This is a genomic window from Escherichia sp. KS167_9B (assembly GCF_030295215.1).
GTDB classification, from domain to species: domain Bacteria; phylum Pseudomonadota; class Gammaproteobacteria; order Enterobacterales; family Enterobacteriaceae; genus Escherichia; species Escherichia coli_F.
Genome location: NZ_AP025754.1, coordinates 1,565,127 through 1,582,944, shown reverse-complemented (window position 1 = coordinate 1,582,944; position 17,818 = coordinate 1,565,127). Strand labels below are relative to the sequence as shown.

Below are 17,818 nucleotides of genomic sequence, written 5' to 3'. Positions count from 1 at the left end.
GCAGGGATTTGTTCACCCTTAAATCTGTAATGAGGTTAAAACAAAATGAGTAAAGTCTTTATTTGCGCCGCCATTCCGGACGAACAGGCAATAAAGGAAGAAGGTGCAGTCGCTGTAGCCACTGCCATTGAAGCCGGCGACGAACGTCGCGCCCGAGCCAAATTTACCTGGCAATTCCTGGAGCAATATCCGGCTGCTCAGGACTGCGCTTATAAATTTCTTGTCTGCGAGGATAAACCCGGCATGCCCCGCCCAGCCATCGACTCCTGGGATACCGAATATATGCTGGAAAACCGCTGGGATGAGGAAGGCGCTTCCTTTGTCCCGGTCGAACCAGAATCCGATCCGATGAACGTCAATTTTGACAAGCTGTCCCCTGAAGTACAGAACGCGGTCCTGGTTAAGTTCGACACATGTGAAAACATCACCGTTGATATGGTTATTAGCGCACAGGAATTGTTGCAGGAAGACATGGCAACATTCGACGGACATATCGTTGAAGCGTTGATGAAAATGCCAGAAGTTAACGCCATGTATCCGGAGCTTAAGCTGCATGCCATCGGGTGGGTTAAGCATAAATGTAAGCCTGGTGCCAAATGGCCCGAAATTCAGGCAGAGATGCGCATCTGGAAAAAACGTCGCGAAGGTGAACGCAAGGAAACCGGAAAATACACGTCTGTTGTTGATCTCGCCCGCGCCAGAGTCAATCAACAGCACACTGAAAATTCAACAGGAAAAATCAGCCTGGTCATTGCTGCCATTCATCGCGAATACAAGCAGACATGGAAAACACTGGATGACGAACTGGCCTACGCTCTCTGGCCTGGTGATGTGGATGCCGGAAACATTGACGGCAGCATCCATCGCTGGGCAAAAAATGAAGTTATCGACAACGACCGCGAAGACTGGAAGCGTATCTCGGCATCAATGCGCAAACAGCCTGATGCCCTTCGCTACGACCGCCAGACTATTTTTGGCCTTGTCCGTGAACGTCCGATCGACATTCACAAAGACCCTGTGGCACTGAACAAATACATTACTGAATACCTGACTACAAAGGGCGTGTTTGAAGATGAAGGAAGAAATCAGAGCGCAACTGATACTCTCTCGTCGCCAGTACCAGAAACTGATGCAGTGGAAACGGCAATTCCGGACAACGAAAAAACCGAATGCAAAGTGGAAGTCGAACCATCTGTAGAGCGTGAGGGGCCGTTCTACTTCCTCTTCACCGACAAGGATGGCGAAAAATACGGTCGCGCAAACAAACTTTCTGGTCTGGATAAGGCACTGGCTGCCGGGGCTACTGAAATCACGAAAGAAGAATATTTCGCCCGCAAAAACAGTACATACTCAGGTTCACAACAAAATACTGGTGCATCTGACACGACCGCACAACCAGAGCCGGTAAAAGTTACCGCTGACGAAGTAAACAAAATTATGCAGGCAGCCAATATCAGCCAGCCTGACGCCGATAAGTTGCTTGCTGCCTCTCGCGGAGAATTTGTTGCAGGGATTAGCGACCCTAATGATCCGAAATGGGTTAAGGGGATCCAGACCCGCGATTCTGTAAACCAGAACCAGCATGAATCGGAACGGAACTACCAAAAAGCGGAACAAAACAGCCCAAATGCGTTACAAAACGAGCCAGAAACGAAACAGCCTGAACCAGTGGCGCAACAGGAAGTGGAAAAAGTCTGCACCGCCTGCGGTCAGACCGGCGGCGGCAACTGCCCTGATTGTGGCGCGGTGATGGGCGACGCAACATACCAGGAAACATTCGATGAAGAGTATCAGGTTGAAGTTCAGGAAGATGATCCGGAGAAAATGGAAGGCGCTGAACATCCACACAAGGAGAACACTGGCGGCAATCAGCATCACGATAGCGATAATGAAACTGGCGAGACGGCAGATCACTCAATTAAGGTGAACGGTCATCAAGAAATCACATCCACCAGCAGGACGTGTGACCATCTAATGATCGACCTTGAAACCATGGGAAAAAATCCTGATGCCCCGATCATCTCAATAGGTGCAATATTTTTCGATCCGCAAACCGGAGATATGGGACCGGAATTTAGTAAGACTATCGATCTGGAAACTGCTGGCGGAGTCATTGATCGGGACACCATTAAATGGTGGCTTAAGCAATCACGCGAAGCGCAATCTGCCATTATGACCGATGAAATCCCGTTAGATGATGCACTGTTACAATTGCGGGAATTTATCGACGAAAACTCCGGTGAATTTTTTGTTCAGGTCTGGGGAAATGGAGCCAACTTCGACAACACGATTTTGCGCCGTTCATACGAACGGCAGGGGATCCCCTGCCCGTGGCGTTACTACAACGATCGCGATGTACGCACAATCGTTGAGCTGGGGAAAGCCATAGACTTCGATGCCAGAACTGCTATCCCATTCGAAGGTGAGCGCCATAATGCACTTGATGACGCTCGTTACCAGGCAAAATACGTTTCAGCTATCTGGCAAAAACTGATCCCGAGTCAGGCTGATTTTTAATGTTCAACCCCGGTCGTCGCCCACCAGCTATAGTGGCGGCGACCATGATTAGCGAACGACGCTCATGGCAAGACTTATTCTGCTCACTGAGTGGGCAAAAGAGGAATTCAGCGATCCGGTCCCTACTCCGGGCACGTTAAGTAAATACGCTAAAGCCGGAATGATATTTCCTCTCCCCAAAAAAGTTGGAAGACACTGGCGAGTGGATCCGCGAGCTCGCTTTGTCGGAATGGTAAACAAGCCGGAGGTGATCGCCACAGATCATCCTGCTTTGAAGAGGATACTGGAAGATGGCGCGCCCGCGAAAATATAAAACCGATGTTCCGGGATTATCTCCATATTTTGACAAAAGAAATAACAAAGTTTACTGGCGTTACAGGCATCCCATAACAGGCAAAAATCACGGTCTCGGCAGTATTGACCAGAAACTGGCAGAAACTATTGCAGCAGAAGCGAACAGCCGTCTTGCCAGGCAGCAAATGGAACAAATGCTCAGTCTGCAGGAGAAAATTATTAATGATACCGGCGGTTCATCAACTGTTTCCATTTTTCTGAATAATTACAGAAAAATTCAACAGGAAAGATATGAAAACGGAGAGATCAAACTCAACACGCTGAAACAAAAAGCGGCCCCTCTCAGGGTATTTGATGAACGTTTTGGCACCAGACCGTTAGATGCCATAACCGTAAAAGATGTGGTATCGGTGCTGGAAGAGTACAAGGCCAGAGGACATAACAGAATGGGACAAATTTTCAGGAAGGTTCTGATCGATGTTTTCCGGGAAGCTCAGCAAACGGGCGATGTACCGCCAGGCTTTAACCCTGCAGAATCGGCAAAAAAACCGCAGGTGCGGATATCAAGACAGCGACTGACTTTTGATGAGTGGATGATGATTTATAACGCAGCGGAAAAGGATGGTTACTTTTTACAGCGCGGCATGCTGCTGGCACTGGTGACAGGCCAGCGCCTTTCAGATATTTGCAAAATGCAATTTTCGGATATCCGGGATGGTTATCTTCATGTCGAACAGCAAAAAACAGGAACCCGGATTGCCATCCCTCTGGCTCTGCGTTGCGATAAATTAAATCTCACCCTGGATGATGTGGTGTCATCCTGTCGCGATTGCGTTCTTAGTCCGTGGCTATTGCACCATCATCACGCGAAAGGGACAGCTAAGCGCGGCGGGATGGTTAAGCCAGCAACGTTAACCGTTGCATTTAAAAAAGCGCGGGATTCTGTGGATTACAACTGGCGTGCTAATGGCACCCCACCCTCTTTCCATGAGCAGAGATCTTTATCGGAGCGATTGTTCAGAGAGCAGGGAATTGATACCCAAATTTTGCTGGGTCATTCGAATCAAAAAATGACCGATATTTACAACGATGCACGCGGTAAGGAGTGGAAAAAACTGGTCATTTGATGACCAGTTTTGCAGAGGAGTTTTGCAGAGGTTTTGCAGAGAAAATTAAAAGCGGTACCCGGCAGAGAACATAAACACCCACGGATCCAGTCGTACCGAGTCTTTCACGGTAGTAACACCAGATTTATACTTAGCCGTGGTATCGATATCCATGTACCACACTGACATGTTCACCAACCAGTCACGGTTAATCAGATAATCAACCCCCACCTGCCCGGCAGCTCCCCAGGAGTCTTTCAGACTGAGATCGGAAAGTCCCGCCTCTTTGCCATGATCGTTGAATCCATTATCAAAGAAGGTGGTGTAGTTAATACCTGCCCCAACGTAAGGACGGAATTTGCTGCTGGCATCACCAAAATACCACTGCGCCATCAGTGTTGGCGGCAGATGATGAACGGTTGCAATATCGCCGGTCGCCCGGGTGCCGATTTTATGGCGGAACGGCGTCGCTGCCAGCAATTCCACACCAATGTTATCGGTCGCCATATAAGTAAACGTCAGGCCCAGTTGCGTGTTATTGGTCACGCTGAATCCACCCAGACTTCCTAACGTACCACCAGCACCTTCTGTTGGACGTACGGTTGCAGAACCTGCACGCATAAAAAATTCGCCTGCTTCATGCGCAAAGGCACTGCCAGAGAGAAGAGTTGTTACTGCCAAAGCCGCCACTGTTAACTTTTTCATATCCGCTCCGTCGTTATGGTTATAAAAACGTGACGAATATACCCACATTGGAGTAACAAATGATCCTACATAGATCACATTACATATGATAATTCACCCTTTATTGATCTGGATTAATTTAGAAGTTGCACTGGAAATCCTGGTTAATGTGATTTAAATCAATTTTTAAATATTTTCGCTACGCAAATATTAACTCGCTCGCCACTTGCAGCGGTTTGCCCACGCCTGAAGGCCAGCAATTACCTCCGCTTTACAAAGATATGCTTTTCCATACAAGACCTGATGCTGCCACCCGAGGCTTAACCAGGGTACAATTGCCCGCTAATTAACACCTGCATAAAACTCAAGGAGAGTGCATGTCTATCACGGCGCAGTCCGTATACCGTGACACCGGAAATTTCTTCCGTAATCAATTTATGACCATTCTGTTGGTATCGTTGCTATGTGCGTTTATCACAGTGGTGTTAGGGCATGTTTTCTCACCCAGTGATGCACAGCTTGCACAGCTCAATGACGGCGTGCCCGTTAGCGGCAGTAGTGGGTTGTTCGACCTGGTGCAGAATATGTCACCGGAACAGCAACAAATTTTGCTGCAGGCTTCAGCGGCGTCCACTTTTTCAGGATTAATCGGTAACGCCATTCTCGCCGGAGGCGTAATATTAATTATCCAGCTGGTGTCTGCGGGTCAGAGAGTCAGTGCGCTTCGAGCTATTGGTGCCAGTGCGCCGATATTGCCAAAGTTATTTATTCTGATTTTTCTGACTACCCTTTTAGTACAGATTGGCATCATGCTGGTGGTCGTTCCGGGAATTATCATGGCCATTTTACTGGCTCTGGCACCGGTGATGTTGGTACAGGACAAAATGGGCATTTTTGCCTCGATGCGCAGCAGTATGCGGCTGACATGGGCGAATATGCGTCTGGTGGCACCCGCGGTACTGAGCTGGTTGCTGGCAAAAACACTATTGCTACTTTTTGCCTCTTCTTTTGCCGCATTAACCCCGGAAATTGGTGCCGTACTGGCGAACACCTTGAGCAATCTGATTTCAGCCGTACTGCTCATCTATCTGTTCCGCCTGTATATGTTGATTCGCCAATAACCTTAAGCATTTGATTACGGAATCGTAAAATGAAGCAGTTTCTTGATTTTTTACCGCTGGTTGTTTTTTTCGCGTTTTACAAGATTTATGACATCTATGCGGCTACTGCGGCGCTGATCGTCGCCACGGCGATTGTGCTTATATATAGCTGGGTTCGCTTTCGTAAGGTTGAGAAGATGGCCCTGATCACTTTTGTTCTGGTGGTCGTCTTCGGTGGCTTGACGCTGTTCTTCCACAATGATGAGTTTATTAAATGGAAGGTTACTGTCATTTATGCCCTGTTTGCAGGTGCCCTGTTAGTCAGCCAATGGGTGATGAAAAAGCCGCTAATTCAGCGGATGCTGGGTAAAGAACTCACGCTGCCGCAACCGGTATGGTCGAAGCTGAATCTGGCCTGGGCTGTTTTCTTTATCCTTTGCGGTCTGGCAAACATCTACATCGCATTCTGGCTGCCGCAAAATATTTGGGTCAACTTTAAAGTGTTTGGCCTGACCGCTCTTACCTTAATCTTCACATTGTTAAGCGGTATCTATATCTACCGCCACATGCCGCAGGAAGATAAATCCTAACCAGACTGCCAGTCCTTCGGGGCTGGCACTGTATCTCCTCTGTTCTCCTCAGGAAAATCATAGTAGCATCGCGCCTGTGATTTTCCTTTTAAGTCGGTTTTACCATGTCTACAACACATAACGTCCCTCAGGGCGATCTTGTTTTACGTACTTTAGCCATGCCCGCCGATACCAATGCCAATGGTGACATCTTTGGTGGTTGGTTAATGTCACAAATGGATATTGGCGGCGCTATTCTGGCGAAAGAAATTGCGCACGGTCGCGTAGTGACCGTGCGGGTTGAAGGAATGACTTTCTTACGACCGGTTGCGGTCGGCGATGTGGTGTGCTGCTATGCACGCTGTGTCCAGAAAGGGACGACATCGGTCAGCATTAATATTGAAGTGTGGGTGAAAAAAGTCGCGTCTGAACCCATCGGGCAACGCTATAAAGCGACAGAAGCATTATTTAAGTATGTCGCGGTTGATCCTGAAGGAAAACCTCGCGCCTTACCTGTTGAGTAATAGTCAAAAGCCTCCGGTCGGAGGCTTTTGACTTTCTGCTTACTGAATTTCGGTGGTGCCGTTAATTTTAAACAGGATATTCACCACAATCCCACTGCCTGGCTTACCCGGCTCATAACGCCATCTGCGCATCGCATTTTTCACCTCACGCTCAAACATGTTCGCAGGCTTGGCTGAGAGGATTTGCACGTTATCCACGCGACCATCCGGCGTGACATCAAATTTAACTTTAACCTGCCCTTCAATGCGCAATGCCTGTGCTCGTGCCGGATACTGCGGCTGATTGCGACTTAATGCGCGTGGTCCTGAAGCCACACTTGTAACCGGCTTGCTGGTTGCAGCCGTCGCCGTACTTGATGTCGGGCGCGCGGGTGCCGTATTTTCAAACGGTGATGCCGGACGCGATTCTACGGGTTTGACATCGCGTTTTGGCTGCTCCTGTACCTTTTTCACCGGCTTCGGTTTTGGCTTAGGTTTCGGCTTAGGCTTTTCAATGACCACCGGTGCTTCTTTTGGCGGTTCAGGGATCGGCTCAGGTTCCGGTTCTGGCTCTACCACCGGCTCCGGTGGCGGCTGAACGGCTTGTGGCGGTTCGAGATCCGCAGGCGCAACCATCGTGACAGAAATTGGCTGCGCAGGCGCAGGTAGTTCAATAACCTGATGTACCGAGGTATAGAGCAGACCCGCCACAACAGCACCATGAATGCAGACCGAAAGTAACGTCGGCCAGGGGAAGCGGCGAGGTAAATCAAGGGTCATTGAAGTCATAATCATTTCAGTAGAAAAACCAGGCCTCGATTTTAAATGCAAATAGCAATCATATTCAATAAGGCAAGACGATCAGGATCAGTGAAAATGTCATTTTTGGCGTAATTGACCTTACTTTATGCATGGTCTTAACAAAGACATCATCTTTCCGTTGCAGATCTTCGCCCTTTCAAATAACGTACTTTACAACTTTCCCGAACAAGGAGTTGTGCCCGTGTTGTATGTTATTTACGCTCAAGACAAAGCTGATAGCCTCGAAAAACGCCTTTCCGTTCGTCCGGCACATTTAGCACGTTTACAGTTACTGCATGATGAAGGTCGATTGTTGACCGCCGGTCCAATGCCAGCAGTAGACAGTAACGATCCAGGGGCTGCGGGATTTACTGGCTCAACCGTTATTGCTGAATTTGAATCGCTGGAAGCAGCTCAGGCCTGGGCCGATGCTGACCCGTACGTAGCGGCAGGAGTCTATGAACACGTTTCAGTGAAACCATTTAAGAAAGTGTTCTGAATAGAGATTCAATATTTAAGGGCACGGTTTTAGCAACCGTGTTCTAGTTTGGCCTTTCCTTATAGGTCGGTCAGTGCATTCACCCCCACAAGCAGATAATAACTTTATCTGTATTTCTTTATATGATGTGAGCATATTCAGGAAAAATGCCCTTTCCTGACGCAGAGTTGCTCACTCAAAACCTTTGATTACTTCAGATAAAGTCATCTACTATTGTTTAACACATTCACGCGCTGCATGTATGTTCAGAAAATGTGCACGTTGAGATAATTAAACAAAATTGTGGTTACAGAGGTATCAGTGAGTCACTGGACTACATTCAAACAAACAGCAACAAATTTATGGGTGACCCTACGGCACGACATTCTCGCGCTGGCCGTCTTTTTAAATGGATTGCTCATTTTTAAAACAATCTATGGTATGTCGGTCAATTTGCTTGATATTTTCCATATCAAAGCCTTTTCAGAGTTAGATCTCTCCTTGCTGGCAAATGCCCCACTCTTTATGCTCGGCGTCTTTCTTGTCCTCAACTCCATTGGCTTACTGTTCCGGGCAAAGCTCGCATGGGCAATCAGTATCATTTTGTTGTTGATAGCGCTAATTTACACCCTGCATTTTTATCCCTGGCTGAAATTTAGTATTGGATTTTGCATTTTTACGCTGGTGTTTTTGCTGATACTGCGCAAAGACTTCTCCCACAGTAGCGCCGCAGCCGGGACAATTTTCGCATTTATTAGTTTCACGACGTTACTGTTTTACTCCACCTACGGTGCGCTTTATTTAAGCGAAGGTTTTAATCCGCGAATAGAAAGTTTGATGACCGCGTTCTATTTTTCGATAGAAACCATGTCAACCGTCGGCTATGGCGATGTTGTCCCTGTTTCTGAATCAGCACGATTGTTCACTATTTCGGTCATTATTTCCGGCATTACCGTTTTTGCCACCTCCATGACTTCAATTTTTGGTCCGCTTATCCGCGGGGGATTCAACAAACTTGTAAAAGGAAACAATCATACAATGCATCGTAAAGATCATTTTATTGTTTGCGGGCATTCGATTCTCGCCATCAATACGATTCTGCAACTGAATCAACGCGGACAAAATGTAACGGTTATCAGCAACTTGCCTGAAGATGATATTAAGCAACTTGAGCAACGCTTAGGTGATAACGCTGATGTTATCCCCGGTGACAGTAATGACAGTTCAGTATTAAAGAAAGCAGGAATCGATCGATGCCGGGCCATTCTGGCGCTGAGTGATAACGATGCTGATAACGCGTTTGTTGTACTATCGGCAAAAGATATGAGCAGTGATGTCAAAACAGTTCTCGCCGTCAGTGATAGCAAAAACCTTAATAAGATTAAGATGGTACATCCGGATATTATTCTCTCGCCGCAACTGTTTGGCAGCGAAATTCTGGCGCGGGTCTTAAATGGTGAAGAGATTAATAATGATATGCTCGTTTCAATGTTGTTGAACTCCGGTCATGGCATTTTCAGCGATAACGATGAACAAGAAACGAAAACTGACAGCAAAGAATCGGCGCAAAAATAGAGTTTGAAGACGAAAGGGCAAACTTATTGGGCACCGCAATGGTGCCCAGAACATTTAGATATTGTAGATCGCAAACAATAACGAGTTACGCTGTTTGTTTAGAATGCACTTCCTGATGCTGTGGATACGCATATTTCGGCGCGACTGCCCCTCAAGCCAACGCGATTTACGTCGGCTAGCCTGACGCTGCATGCGCCAGCGCCCCACTTCCGTTCTACTCCGCTTCATGTTAACTACTCTATGCAATAACAGAATGGTCATTATACCCCCGACCCCGACGCTGACCAGTGCTTTTCCCGCGTTTTTATTTGCCAGATGAATCCATATGCGTAAACTCATAACAATGCGCTTTCAAAAGGATTTCTAATCTATGACAACCGTTTATACGTTGGTGAGTTGGTTGGCCATTCTGGGATACTGGTTGCTCATTGCAGGCGTAACTTTACGCATTCTAATGAAACGACGCGCAGTTCCCTCCGCGATGGCCTGGCTGTTGATCATTTACATTCTGCCCTTAGTCGGAATTATTGCCTATCTTGCCGTTGGCGAGCTCCATTTAGGCAAACGCCGCGCTGAGCGCGCCAGAGCGATGTGGCCTTCCACCGCAAAATGGCTTAACGACCTTAAAGCCTGTAAGCATATCTTCGCCGAAGAAAACAGCAGTGTCGCAGCGCCATTATTCAAGCTTTGTGAGCGTCGTCAGGGGATCGCTGGGGTCAAAGGGAATCAGCTGCAACTGATGACCGAGTCAGATGATGTGATGCAGGCGTTAATCCGCGACATCCAGCTCGCTCGCCATAATATTGAGATGGTGTTTTATATCTGGCAACCCGGCGGCATGGCGGACCAGGTGGCAGAATCATTAATGGCCGCTGCACGTCGTGGTATTCATTGCCGACTAATGCTCGACTCCGCCGGAAGTGTGGCTTTTTTCCGCAGCCCGTGGCCCGAGCTAATGCGTAATGCCGGTATTGAAGTGGTCGAAGCCTTAAAGGTCAATCTGATGCGTGTGTTTTTACGCCGTATGGATCTGCGCCAACATCGCAAGATGATCATGATCGATAATTACATCGCGTACACCGGCAGCATGAATATGGTCGACCCTCGCTACTTCAAACAGGATGCGGGTGTAGGGCAATGGATTGATCTGATGGCGCGTATGGAAGGTCCCATCGCCACCGCGATGGGGATTATATATTCCTGCGACTGGGAGATTGAAACCGGGAAACGTATTCTGCCGCCACCACCAGATGTCAATATTATGCCGTTTGAGCAGGCCAGCGGTCACACCATTCACACAATTGCTTCTGGCCCCGGCTTTCCGGAAGATCTCATTCACCAGGCATTACTGACTGCGGCTTATTCGGCACGTGAATATTTGATCATGACAACGCCCTACTTTGTGCCCAGCGATGATTTACTTCATGCGATTTGCACGGCGGCGCAGCGCGGGGTGGATGTCAGTATTATCCTTCCGCGAAAAAATGATTCAATGCTGGTTGGCTGGGCCAGTCGCGCGTTCTTTACGGAACTGCTGGCTGCTGGGGTTAAAATTTATCAGTTTGAAGGCGGGTTATTGCATACCAAGAGCGTGCTGGTCGATGGCGAATTAAGTCTGGTTGGTACCGTTAACCTTGATATGCGTAGTCTGTGGCTGAATTTCGAGATTACCCTGGCAATCGACGATAAAGGGTTTGGTGCTGACCTCGCCGCCGTTCAGGACGATTATATTTCGCGTTCTCGTCTGCTCGATGCCCGTTTATGGCTAAAACGCCCATTATGGCAACGTGTCGCCGAGCGACTGTTTTACTTCTTCAGCCCGTTGCTGTAAAACGTCGCCAACAGAGGTTAAACAGGTAGTGACTATGGATATGGATCTAAACAATCGCCTGACTGAAGATGAAACGCTTGAGCAGGCCTACGATATTTTTCTCGAACTGGCTGCCGACAATCTCGATCCAGCTGATGTTCTGCTGTTCAATCTTCAGTTTGAAGAGCGCGGCGGCGCGGAGTTATTCGATCCGGCAGAAGACTGGCAGGAACATGTTGATTTCGATTTGAACCCGGACTTTTTTGCCGAAGTGGTGATTGGTCTGGCGGACAGTGAAGATGGTGAAATCAACGATGTTTTCGCCCGCATTCTGTTATGCCGCGAAAAAGATCACAAACTGTGCCATATCATCTGGCGGGAATAAATAATCGCTTTCGGCGTGAAAAAGGGCTGACAATTGTCAGCCCTTATTTTGTTTAAAGCGGATCGACTTTCAGGCAAGACACGGCGTGTCTGAAACTCCCCTCCAGCACAGGACGTGTTTTGGCACACTCTGGACCGGCAATCGGGCAACGGGTACGGAAAACACAACCGGAAGGCGGGTTGATCGGCGACGGTAATTCCCCTTCCAGTAACTGGATGGTTTTGTTCTTCTCCAGATCCGGATCAGGTATGGGGACTGCCGACATCAATGCCCTGGTGTAAGGATGTAGTGGATTGTGATAGACCTCATCATAGGTCCCCAGTTCTACCGCATGGCCGAGATACATCACCAGCACACGATCGGAAATGTGTTTTACCACGGCCAGGTCGTGAGCGATAAAAATTAATGACAATCCCATCTCGCGTTGCAGCTGCTGGAGCAGGTTGACCACCTGCGCCTGAATTGACACGTCCAGCGCCGACACCGGCTCATCACAGATAATCAGCTTCGGTTCAAGAATAAGAGCACGAGCAATCCCGATACGCTGGCACTGCCCACCAGAGAACTCATGCGGATAGCGGTTAATCAGGTTAGGCAATAACCCGACTTTCAGCATCATCGCCTTCACGCGCTCGCGAACTTCCTGGCGTGACATTTTCGGATGATAAGTACGCAGTGGTTCAGCGATGATCTCGCCGATGGTCATACGCGGGTTAAGCGATGCCAATGGATCCTGGAAAATCATCTGAATATCACTGCGAACGGCACGCCATTCATCGGGCTTCATGCCCAGCAACTCTTTACCTAACCAGGCAACATGACCGTCGGTCGCTTTAACCAGGCCAATGATGGCGCGAGCAAAGGTGGACTTACCGCATCCCGACTCCCCTACCACACCTAATGTTTCCCCTTCATACAGGCGAAGAGTTACACCATCTACGGCTTTGAGCGTTTTCGGCGGTTGCCAGAACCACTGTTTGCCATCTTTGATTTCAAAGTGCACTTTCAAATCGGCGATTTCGAGGAGGACTTTTCTTCCTTCGGTTACAGCATTCATAACAGTTCCTCCACCGGTTTAAAGCAAGCACGCAGACGGCCAAGCGTAAACTCTTCCAGCGGCGGTGCGCTACTACAAATTTCCATCGCATGCGGACAACGTGGCTGGAACGGGCAACCTTTCGGTAATCGCAACAGGTTTGGCGGATTACCCGGGATGGTCAACATTGTTTCACCTTCAGCATCGAGACGCGGCACCGCGTTGAGTAAACCGATAGAATAAGGATGAACGGGTTGATAAAAGACATCGCGCGCGTTGCCATATTCCATCGTGCGCCCGGCGTACATTACCAGCACTTTGTCGCAGATCCCTGCCACCACGCCAAGATCGTGGGTGATCATAATGATGGCGGTATTAAATTCCCGCTTCAGTTCATTCAATAGCGTCATGATCTGCGCCTGTACGGTGACGTCCAGCGCAGTAGTGGGTTCATCAGCAATCAGCAGCTTAGGTCGACATAGCAATGCCATCGCAATCATGACTCTTTGACGCATGCCGCCAGAAAATTCATGCGGAAACATCTTCATGCGTTTACGCGCTTCCGGCATTTTTACCGCATCGAGCATCCGCACCGACTCTTCAAACGCCTCAGATTTGCTCATGTTCTTATGCAACATCAGCACTTCCATCAACTGCTCACCGACGCGCATATAGGGATTCAACGAAGTCATCGGATCCTGAAAAATCATTGAGATTTGTTCAGCACGCAGTTTATTGAGTTCACGCTCTGGCAAATTGAGGATTTCACGCCCATTGAAGGTTGCCGAGCCGCCAATACGCCCATTGGCAGCCAGCAGGCCCATCAACGCAAATGCAGTTTGCGATTTACCCGAACCAGACTCACCGACAATGCCCAGCGTTTCCCCGGCACGTAGAGAAAAATTCAAATCATTGACCGCCGTGACGTCGCCGTCCGGGGTACTAAAGGTGACACGCAAATCTTTCACGTTCAGCAGTGCGTCAGCCTGTTGTTGTGCGAGCGGCACAGTTGCAGTTTCAATTACGCTCATGGCTGCACTCCTTAACGATCTTTCGGGTCGAGGGCATCACGCAAGCCATCGCCGATAAAGTTGAAACAAAATAGCGTCACCACGAGGAATCCCGCTGGGAACAACAGTAACCATGGAGAGACTTCCATCGAGTTCGCGCCATCACTCAGCAATGCGCCCCAGCTGCTTAACGGCTCTTGCGTCCCCAACCCCAGGAAGCTAAGGAAAGATTCAAAGAGGATCATGCTGGGCACCAGTAGCGATGCGTAGACCACCACCACACCGAGTACGTTCGGTACAATGTGGCGAATAACAATGCCCGGCGTCGATACACCGCCAACTTGTGCCGCCTCAATAAACTCTTTACGCTTCAGACTCAGGGTTTGCCCACGCACAATACGAGCCATATCCAGCCAGGAAACCATGCCAATCGCCACGAAAATCAGCAGGATGTTTTGACCGAAAAAGGTCACCAGCAAAATGACGAAGAACATGAATGGGAAGGAGTTGAGGATTTCCAGCAGACGCATCATTACCGAATCCACTTTACCGCCCAGATAACCGGAAAGCGAACCATAAAGTGTCCCCACGACCACTGCCACCAGTGCCGCAGCAACACCGACCATGAGTGAGATACGCCCGCCAATCGCAACACGCACAAGCAGGTCGCGACCGGATGAGTCAGTACCAAAGTAGTGACCGGACTCCATATCTGGGGCGCTGGACATCATCGCCCAGTCAGTATCGTCATAGGCAAACTGCGAAAGCATCGGTGCCAGGATTACAAATAACGCGATTAGCACCAGCACTATCAGACTGGCAACCGCCGCACGGTTATGCATAAAACGTCGACGTGCGTCCTGCCACAAGCTGCGCCCTTCGACCTCCAGCTTTTCACTGAAATTTTCCAGCGTCTCGCTGTTTTTCTTACTTAACATCATCGCGAGCTCCAGTATCAGTAACGGATTTTCGGGTCGATAACCGCATATAGCACATCGACAATGGCATTAAACAAAATGGTTAACGCGCCAACCAGAATGGTCAGACTTAACACTAAGGAATAGTCACGATTCAATGCGCCATTAACGAACAATTGCCCAATCCCCGGTAAACCATAAATGGTTTCGATGACCATAGAACCGGTAATAATGCCGACAAATGCAGGGCCCATATAGGAGAGCACGGGTAACAGAGCAGGTTTTAATGCGTGGCGTAAAATGATCCGCCGCATAGGTAACCCTTTCGCCCGGGCAGTACGAATAAAGTTGGAGTGTAATACTTCAATCATAGAGCCACGGGTAATACGCGCAATACTGGCGATATAGGCGAGTGACAACGCCACCATTGGCAGTATCATGAATTTAAGCGCACCACCATTCCAGCCACCGCCCGGCAGCCAATGCAAAATGATCGCAAATATCATGACTAATAATGGCGCAACCACAAAACTGGGGATAACAACCCCGGTCATTGCCAGCCCCATCACGGTATAGTCCCATTTGGTGTTTTGTTTTAATGCGGCAATAACGCCAGCACTAACACCCAGTATTACCGCAAGGAAAAATGCTGCGGCTCCCAGTTTGGCAGAAACGGGAAAACTGGATGCAACCAGGTCGTTGACCGAATAATCTTTATATTTAAACGATGGACCGAAATCGCCATGCGCCAGTTGTTTCAGGTAGCTGAAATACTGTGTCATGATCGGATCATTAAGATGATATTTCGCTTCGATATTGGCCATCACTTCTGGCGGTAAAGTACGTTCGCCGGTAAAAGGGCTTCCCGGCGCGAGGCGCATCATGAAGAACGAAATAGTAATAAGAATAAATAGCGTCGGAATCGCTTCCAGACAGCGACGTAGAATAAATTTTAACATTGCCCTACCTTCTGGCCTGTGCCTTCTGTAATGCGATAAAAATCAGACACCGTGGAGCAGGACACTCCTGCCCCACGTATTGCCATTAGTGCTTCACAATGTACATATTCCGGGTGTAGGTATTATCCAGCGGATCTTTGCCGGTATAGCCACCAACCCACGGTTTCACCAGACGCGCATTCACGTAGTAATAAACAGGAACAATGGCCGAATCCTTATCCAGCTGTTGTTCTGCTTTAGTGTACAGAGCTGTGCGCTGCGCCTCGTCAGTCGCTTTCAGCGTTTCCGCCATAATGCTGTCAAAGGCCGGGCTCTTATAATGCGCGGTATTCATCGAGCTGTTCGACAGCATGGTGTTCAGGAAGGAAGTTGGTTCGTTGTAGTCTGCGCACCAGCCTGCACGGGCCACATCAAAAGTGCCCTGGTGACGGGTGTCGAGGAACGTTTTCCACTCCTGGTTAACCAGTTTGACGTTTACACCAATGTTTTTCTTCCACAATGAAGAGGCAGCAATCGCCAGCTTTTTATGCAGATCGGAGGTGTTATACAACAGGTTGATGGTCAACGGTTTGTCTGCGGTATAACCCGCTTCAGCCAGCAGTTTTTTCGCTTCTTCGTTACGTTTTTCCTGGCTCCAGCCAAACCATTCCGGCTGAGTCAATTTTGCGCCATCAGTATACGGTGGAGTGTAACCATAGGCGGGCATGTCGCCCTGCGCTTTCACTTTATTAACAATGATATCGCGGTCCATACCCAGTTTCAGTGCGGTACGCACACGTACATCGTTGAATGGCGGTTTCTGGTTGTTAATTTCGTAATAATAAGTGCACAGGTATGGATCAACGTGAACTTCGTCCGGGATCTCTTTTTTCAGCTTCTGGAACAATTCGATCGGCATGTTGTTATAAGTCATGTCGATTTCACCACTACGGTAGCGGTTGACATCGGTAACTTCAGAAGCAATAGGCAAATAGGTTACCTGGTTAATAACGGTTTTCGCGTTGTTCCAGTAGGTTGGGCTGCGTTCAAGAACGATTCGTTCGTTTACGACCCAATCTTTTAAGGTATAGGCACCGTTGGTGATGATATTACCAGGCTGGGTCCATTTTTCGCCGAATTTCTCGATAGCGGCTTTTGGCACCGGTGAAGTTGATGGGTGAACAAGTAATTTATAGAAGTACGGAACAGGTTCACTTAAGGTGACTTCTAATGTGTGATCATCAATAGCTTTCACGCCGAGATCGGTAATCGGTTTTTTCCCTTCAAGAATTTCATCAATACCGGCGATATGCCCATATTGCAGATAACTGGCATACGGAGAAGCGGTGTTTGGATCAACAGAACGTTGCCAGCTATACACAAAGTCTTGTGCTGTGACTGGCGTGCCATCAGACCATTTCGCATCTTTACGCAAATGGAAGGTCCAGACTTTCGCGTCTTTATTATCCCAGGATTCAGCGACGCCAGGTGCCGGATGACCGTCAAGATCGCTGACCAGTAAGCCTTCAAACAGGTCTCGGCTGATATTAGACTCCGGAACACCTTCAATTTTATGCGGATCTAATGACTGAACTTCTGAACCATTGTTACGTACCAGCGTTTGTTTTTCCGCCAGTGTGACGCCTGCGGGTACATCAGCTGCCAGCGCGACATTCCCTGCCATAAGCGCAGCCAGAACGCCAGCTGCTACTAAACTTCTCTTGGTGATGTTGGTCATTGTTTTTTGGACTCCCTCATTATAATTACTGGTATTAACCAGCATGTGTAATCCCGGATTGGGACCCTGCACAGGCTCGGAGACTTTCTGCTGTCAGGTTACTTTATCGTTACGGATTGCTATCACCGACTTTATTTATTCTGGTGATTCAGACGATCACCTTATGTCGATTCGTACTGTGTCTCCCCTGTCGAGACACATTATTCTTTTGCGACGCTCTTTAATTGTTAATTATTCTCATTACCAATAAAAATCGCCTGGCGGTTGGTCGGAAAGTACCAAATGCGCTTCTTACTCGCCAATACATTTTGCAAAATTGTTAAGCAATTCTCTTTTATTGACCGTATCAGAATCTAT

The 17,818-nt window shown here is 48.4% G+C and carries 18 protein-coding genes and 1 pseudogene; 11 read left to right on the top strand and 8 right to left on the bottom strand.

The features are described from left to right. The first annotated feature begins 45 nt into the window (after window positions 1-45). The 3 genes from QUE34_RS07850 (at window position 46) to QUE34_RS07840 (ending at window position 3,938) form a co-directional block, all read left to right on the top strand. Entirely contained in the window at window positions 46-2,517 is a 2,472-nt protein-coding gene (locus QUE34_RS07850; protein WP_042970837.1) for a 3'-5' exonuclease, read from the top strand. Window positions 2,518-2,581: 64 nt separating this feature from the next. Beyond that, complete coding sequence (locus tag QUE34_RS07845; RefSeq protein ID WP_000113182.1) at window positions 2,582-2,830, top strand: excisionase; 249 nt, start codon at window positions 2,582-2,584, stop codon at window positions 2,828-2,830. Then, window positions 2,808-3,938, top strand: a complete 1,131-nt coding sequence (locus QUE34_RS07840) for a phage integrase Arm DNA-binding domain-containing protein (RefSeq protein WP_042970836.1) — start codon at window positions 2,808-2,810, stop codon at window positions 3,936-3,938. Before QUE34_RS07845 ends, QUE34_RS07840 begins: the two co-directional genes overlap by 23 nt. 45 nt (window positions 3,939-3,983) lie before the next feature. Here the strand turns inward: QUE34_RS07840 and ompW are convergent, their stop codons facing one another. Then, entirely contained in the window at window positions 3,984-4,622 is a 639-nt protein-coding gene (gene ompW, locus QUE34_RS07835) for an outer membrane protein OmpW (RefSeq protein WP_000737224.1), read from the bottom strand. 239 nt (window positions 4,623-4,861) lie between these two features. Here ompW and QUE34_RS07830 point away from each other — a divergent pair. The 4 genes and pseudogenes from QUE34_RS07830 to yciA all read left to right on the top strand — a co-directional run. Continuing rightward, a pseudogene (locus tag QUE34_RS07830) lies at window positions 4,862-4,951 on the top strand (YkgJ family cysteine cluster protein); the annotation flags it as partial. A 27-nt stretch (window positions 4,952-4,978) separates the two neighbouring features. Next, window positions 4,979-5,722 (top strand): YciC family protein, encoded by a 744-nt coding sequence (locus QUE34_RS07825; RefSeq protein ID WP_000028541.1) that lies wholly within the window; start codon window positions 4,979-4,981, stop codon window positions 5,720-5,722. 29 nt (window positions 5,723-5,751) lie between these two features. Further along, window positions 5,752-6,291 (top strand): septation protein A, encoded by a 540-nt coding sequence (locus tag QUE34_RS07820; protein ID WP_000808667.1) that lies wholly within the window; start codon window positions 5,752-5,754, stop codon window positions 6,289-6,291. A gap of 104 nt (window positions 6,292-6,395) precedes the next feature. After that, on the top strand, window positions 6,396-6,794 hold the full coding sequence (gene yciA, locus QUE34_RS07815) for an acyl-CoA thioester hydrolase YciA (RefSeq protein ID WP_000108160.1): 399 nt from the start codon (window positions 6,396-6,398) through the stop codon (window positions 6,792-6,794). A gap of 39 nt (window positions 6,795-6,833) precedes the next feature. Here yciA and tonB read toward each other — a convergent pair whose 3' ends face one another. Beyond that, window positions 6,834-7,553 (bottom strand): TonB system transport protein TonB, encoded by a 720-nt coding sequence (gene tonB, locus QUE34_RS07810; RefSeq protein WP_000171276.1) that lies wholly within the window; start codon window positions 7,551-7,553, stop codon window positions 6,834-6,836. A 223-nt stretch (window positions 7,554-7,776) separates the two neighbouring features. On the opposite strand from tonB, the gene QUE34_RS07805 reads away from it, so the two are divergent. Next, window positions 7,777-8,073, top strand: a complete 297-nt coding sequence (locus QUE34_RS07805; RefSeq protein ID WP_000967595.1) for a YciI family protein — start codon at window positions 7,777-7,779, stop codon at window positions 8,071-8,073. A gap of 300 nt (window positions 8,074-8,373) precedes the next feature. After that, window positions 8,374-9,627: a voltage-gated potassium channel protein gene (kch, locus tag QUE34_RS07800; RefSeq protein WP_103254007.1), complete on the top strand. Its 1,254-nt coding sequence runs from the start codon at window positions 8,374-8,376 to the stop codon at window positions 9,625-9,627. A gap of 54 nt (window positions 9,628-9,681) precedes the next feature. Here the strand turns inward: kch and QUE34_RS07795 are convergent, their stop codons facing one another. Beyond that, entirely contained in the window at window positions 9,682-9,855 is a 174-nt protein-coding gene (locus QUE34_RS07795) for a YciY family protein (RefSeq protein WP_001309467.1), read from the bottom strand. A gap of 142 nt (window positions 9,856-9,997) precedes the next feature. On the opposite strand from QUE34_RS07795, the gene cls reads away from it, so the two are divergent. Beyond that, complete coding sequence (gene cls / locus QUE34_RS07790) at window positions 9,998-11,458, top strand: cardiolipin synthase (RefSeq protein WP_000214516.1); 1,461 nt, start codon at window positions 9,998-10,000, stop codon at window positions 11,456-11,458. A gap of 34 nt (window positions 11,459-11,492) precedes the next feature. Next, a complete protein-coding gene (locus tag QUE34_RS07785) occupies window positions 11,493-11,822 on the top strand; it encodes an HI1450 family dsDNA-mimic protein (protein WP_000366959.1) in 330 nt (109 codons plus the stop codon). 52 nt (window positions 11,823-11,874) lie between these two features. On the opposite strand, the gene oppF is transcribed toward QUE34_RS07785, so the two are convergent. From oppF to oppA, 5 genes are all read right to left on the bottom strand, one after another. Further along, a complete protein-coding gene (oppF, locus tag QUE34_RS07780) occupies window positions 11,875-12,879 on the bottom strand; it encodes a murein tripeptide/oligopeptide ABC transporter ATP-binding protein OppF (protein ID WP_000994905.1) in 1,005 nt (334 codons plus the stop codon). Continuing rightward, entirely contained in the window at window positions 12,876-13,889 is a 1,014-nt protein-coding gene (oppD, locus tag QUE34_RS07775) for a murein tripeptide/oligopeptide ABC transporter ATP-binding protein OppD (RefSeq protein WP_103254008.1), read from the bottom strand. Before oppD ends, oppF begins: the two co-directional genes overlap by 4 nt. An 11-nt stretch (window positions 13,890-13,900) precedes the next feature. Beyond that, window positions 13,901-14,809, bottom strand: a complete 909-nt coding sequence (gene oppC / locus QUE34_RS07770) for an oligopeptide ABC transporter permease OppC (RefSeq protein ID WP_000979659.1) — start codon at window positions 14,807-14,809, stop codon at window positions 13,901-13,903. A 14-nt stretch (window positions 14,810-14,823) separates the two neighbouring features. Then, a complete protein-coding gene (gene oppB, locus QUE34_RS07765; RefSeq protein ID WP_000911112.1) occupies window positions 14,824-15,744 on the bottom strand; it encodes an oligopeptide ABC transporter permease OppB in 921 nt (306 codons plus the stop codon). Window positions 15,745-15,829: 85 nt separating this feature from the next. Beyond that, window positions 15,830-17,461: an oligopeptide ABC transporter substrate-binding protein OppA gene (gene oppA / locus QUE34_RS07760; RefSeq protein ID WP_001317786.1), complete on the bottom strand. Its 1,632-nt coding sequence runs from the start codon at window positions 17,459-17,461 to the stop codon at window positions 15,830-15,832. Between the last annotated feature and the right edge of the window lie 357 nt (window positions 17,462-17,818).

Excerpts from the sequence above, each read along its gene's own strand:
- ompW (WP_000737224.1), bottom strand. The coding sequence starts at position 4,622 with ATGAAAAAGTTAACAGTGGCGGCTTTGGCAGTAACAACTCTTCTCTCT.
- tonB (WP_000171276.1), bottom strand. The coding sequence starts at position 7,553 with ATGACCCTTGATTTACCTCGCCGCTTCCCCTGGCCGACGTTACTTTCG.
- QUE34_RS07850 (WP_042970837.1), top strand. The coding sequence starts at position 46 with ATGAGTAAAGTCTTTATTTGCGCCGCCATTCCGGACGAACAGGCAATA.
- yciA (WP_000108160.1), top strand. The coding sequence starts at position 6,396 with ATGTCTACAACACATAACGTCCCTCAGGGCGATCTTGTTTTACGTACT.
- oppF (WP_000994905.1), bottom strand. The coding sequence starts at position 12,879 with ATGAATGCTGTAACCGAAGGAAGAAAAGTCCTCCTCGAAATCGCCGAT.
- QUE34_RS07840 (WP_042970836.1), top strand. The coding sequence starts at position 2,808 with ATGGCGCGCCCGCGAAAATATAAAACCGATGTTCCGGGATTATCTCCA.
- cls (WP_000214516.1), top strand. The coding sequence starts at position 9,998 with ATGACAACCGTTTATACGTTGGTGAGTTGGTTGGCCATTCTGGGATAC.
- QUE34_RS07845 (WP_000113182.1), top strand. The coding sequence starts at position 2,582 with ATGGCAAGACTTATTCTGCTCACTGAGTGGGCAAAAGAGGAATTCAGC.
- oppD (WP_103254008.1), bottom strand. The coding sequence starts at position 13,889 with ATGAGCGTAATTGAAACTGCAACTGTGCCGCTCGCACAACAACAGGCT.
- QUE34_RS07825 (WP_000028541.1), top strand. The coding sequence starts at position 4,979 with ATGTCTATCACGGCGCAGTCCGTATACCGTGACACCGGAAATTTCTTC.
- QUE34_RS07785 (WP_000366959.1), top strand. The coding sequence starts at position 11,493 with ATGGATATGGATCTAAACAATCGCCTGACTGAAGATGAAACGCTTGAG.
- QUE34_RS07795 (WP_001309467.1), bottom strand. The coding sequence starts at position 9,855 with ATGAAGCGGAGTAGAACGGAAGTGGGGCGCTGGCGCATGCAGCGTCAG.
- oppC (WP_000979659.1), bottom strand. The coding sequence starts at position 14,809 with ATGATGTTAAGTAAGAAAAACAGCGAGACGCTGGAAAATTTCAGTGAA.
- oppB (WP_000911112.1), bottom strand. The coding sequence starts at position 15,744 with ATGTTAAAATTTATTCTACGTCGCTGTCTGGAAGCGATTCCGACGCTA.
- oppA (WP_001317786.1), bottom strand. The coding sequence starts at position 17,461 with ATGACCAACATCACCAAGAGAAGTTTAGTAGCAGCTGGCGTTCTGGCT.
- QUE34_RS07820 (WP_000808667.1), top strand. The coding sequence starts at position 5,752 with ATGAAGCAGTTTCTTGATTTTTTACCGCTGGTTGTTTTTTTCGCGTTT.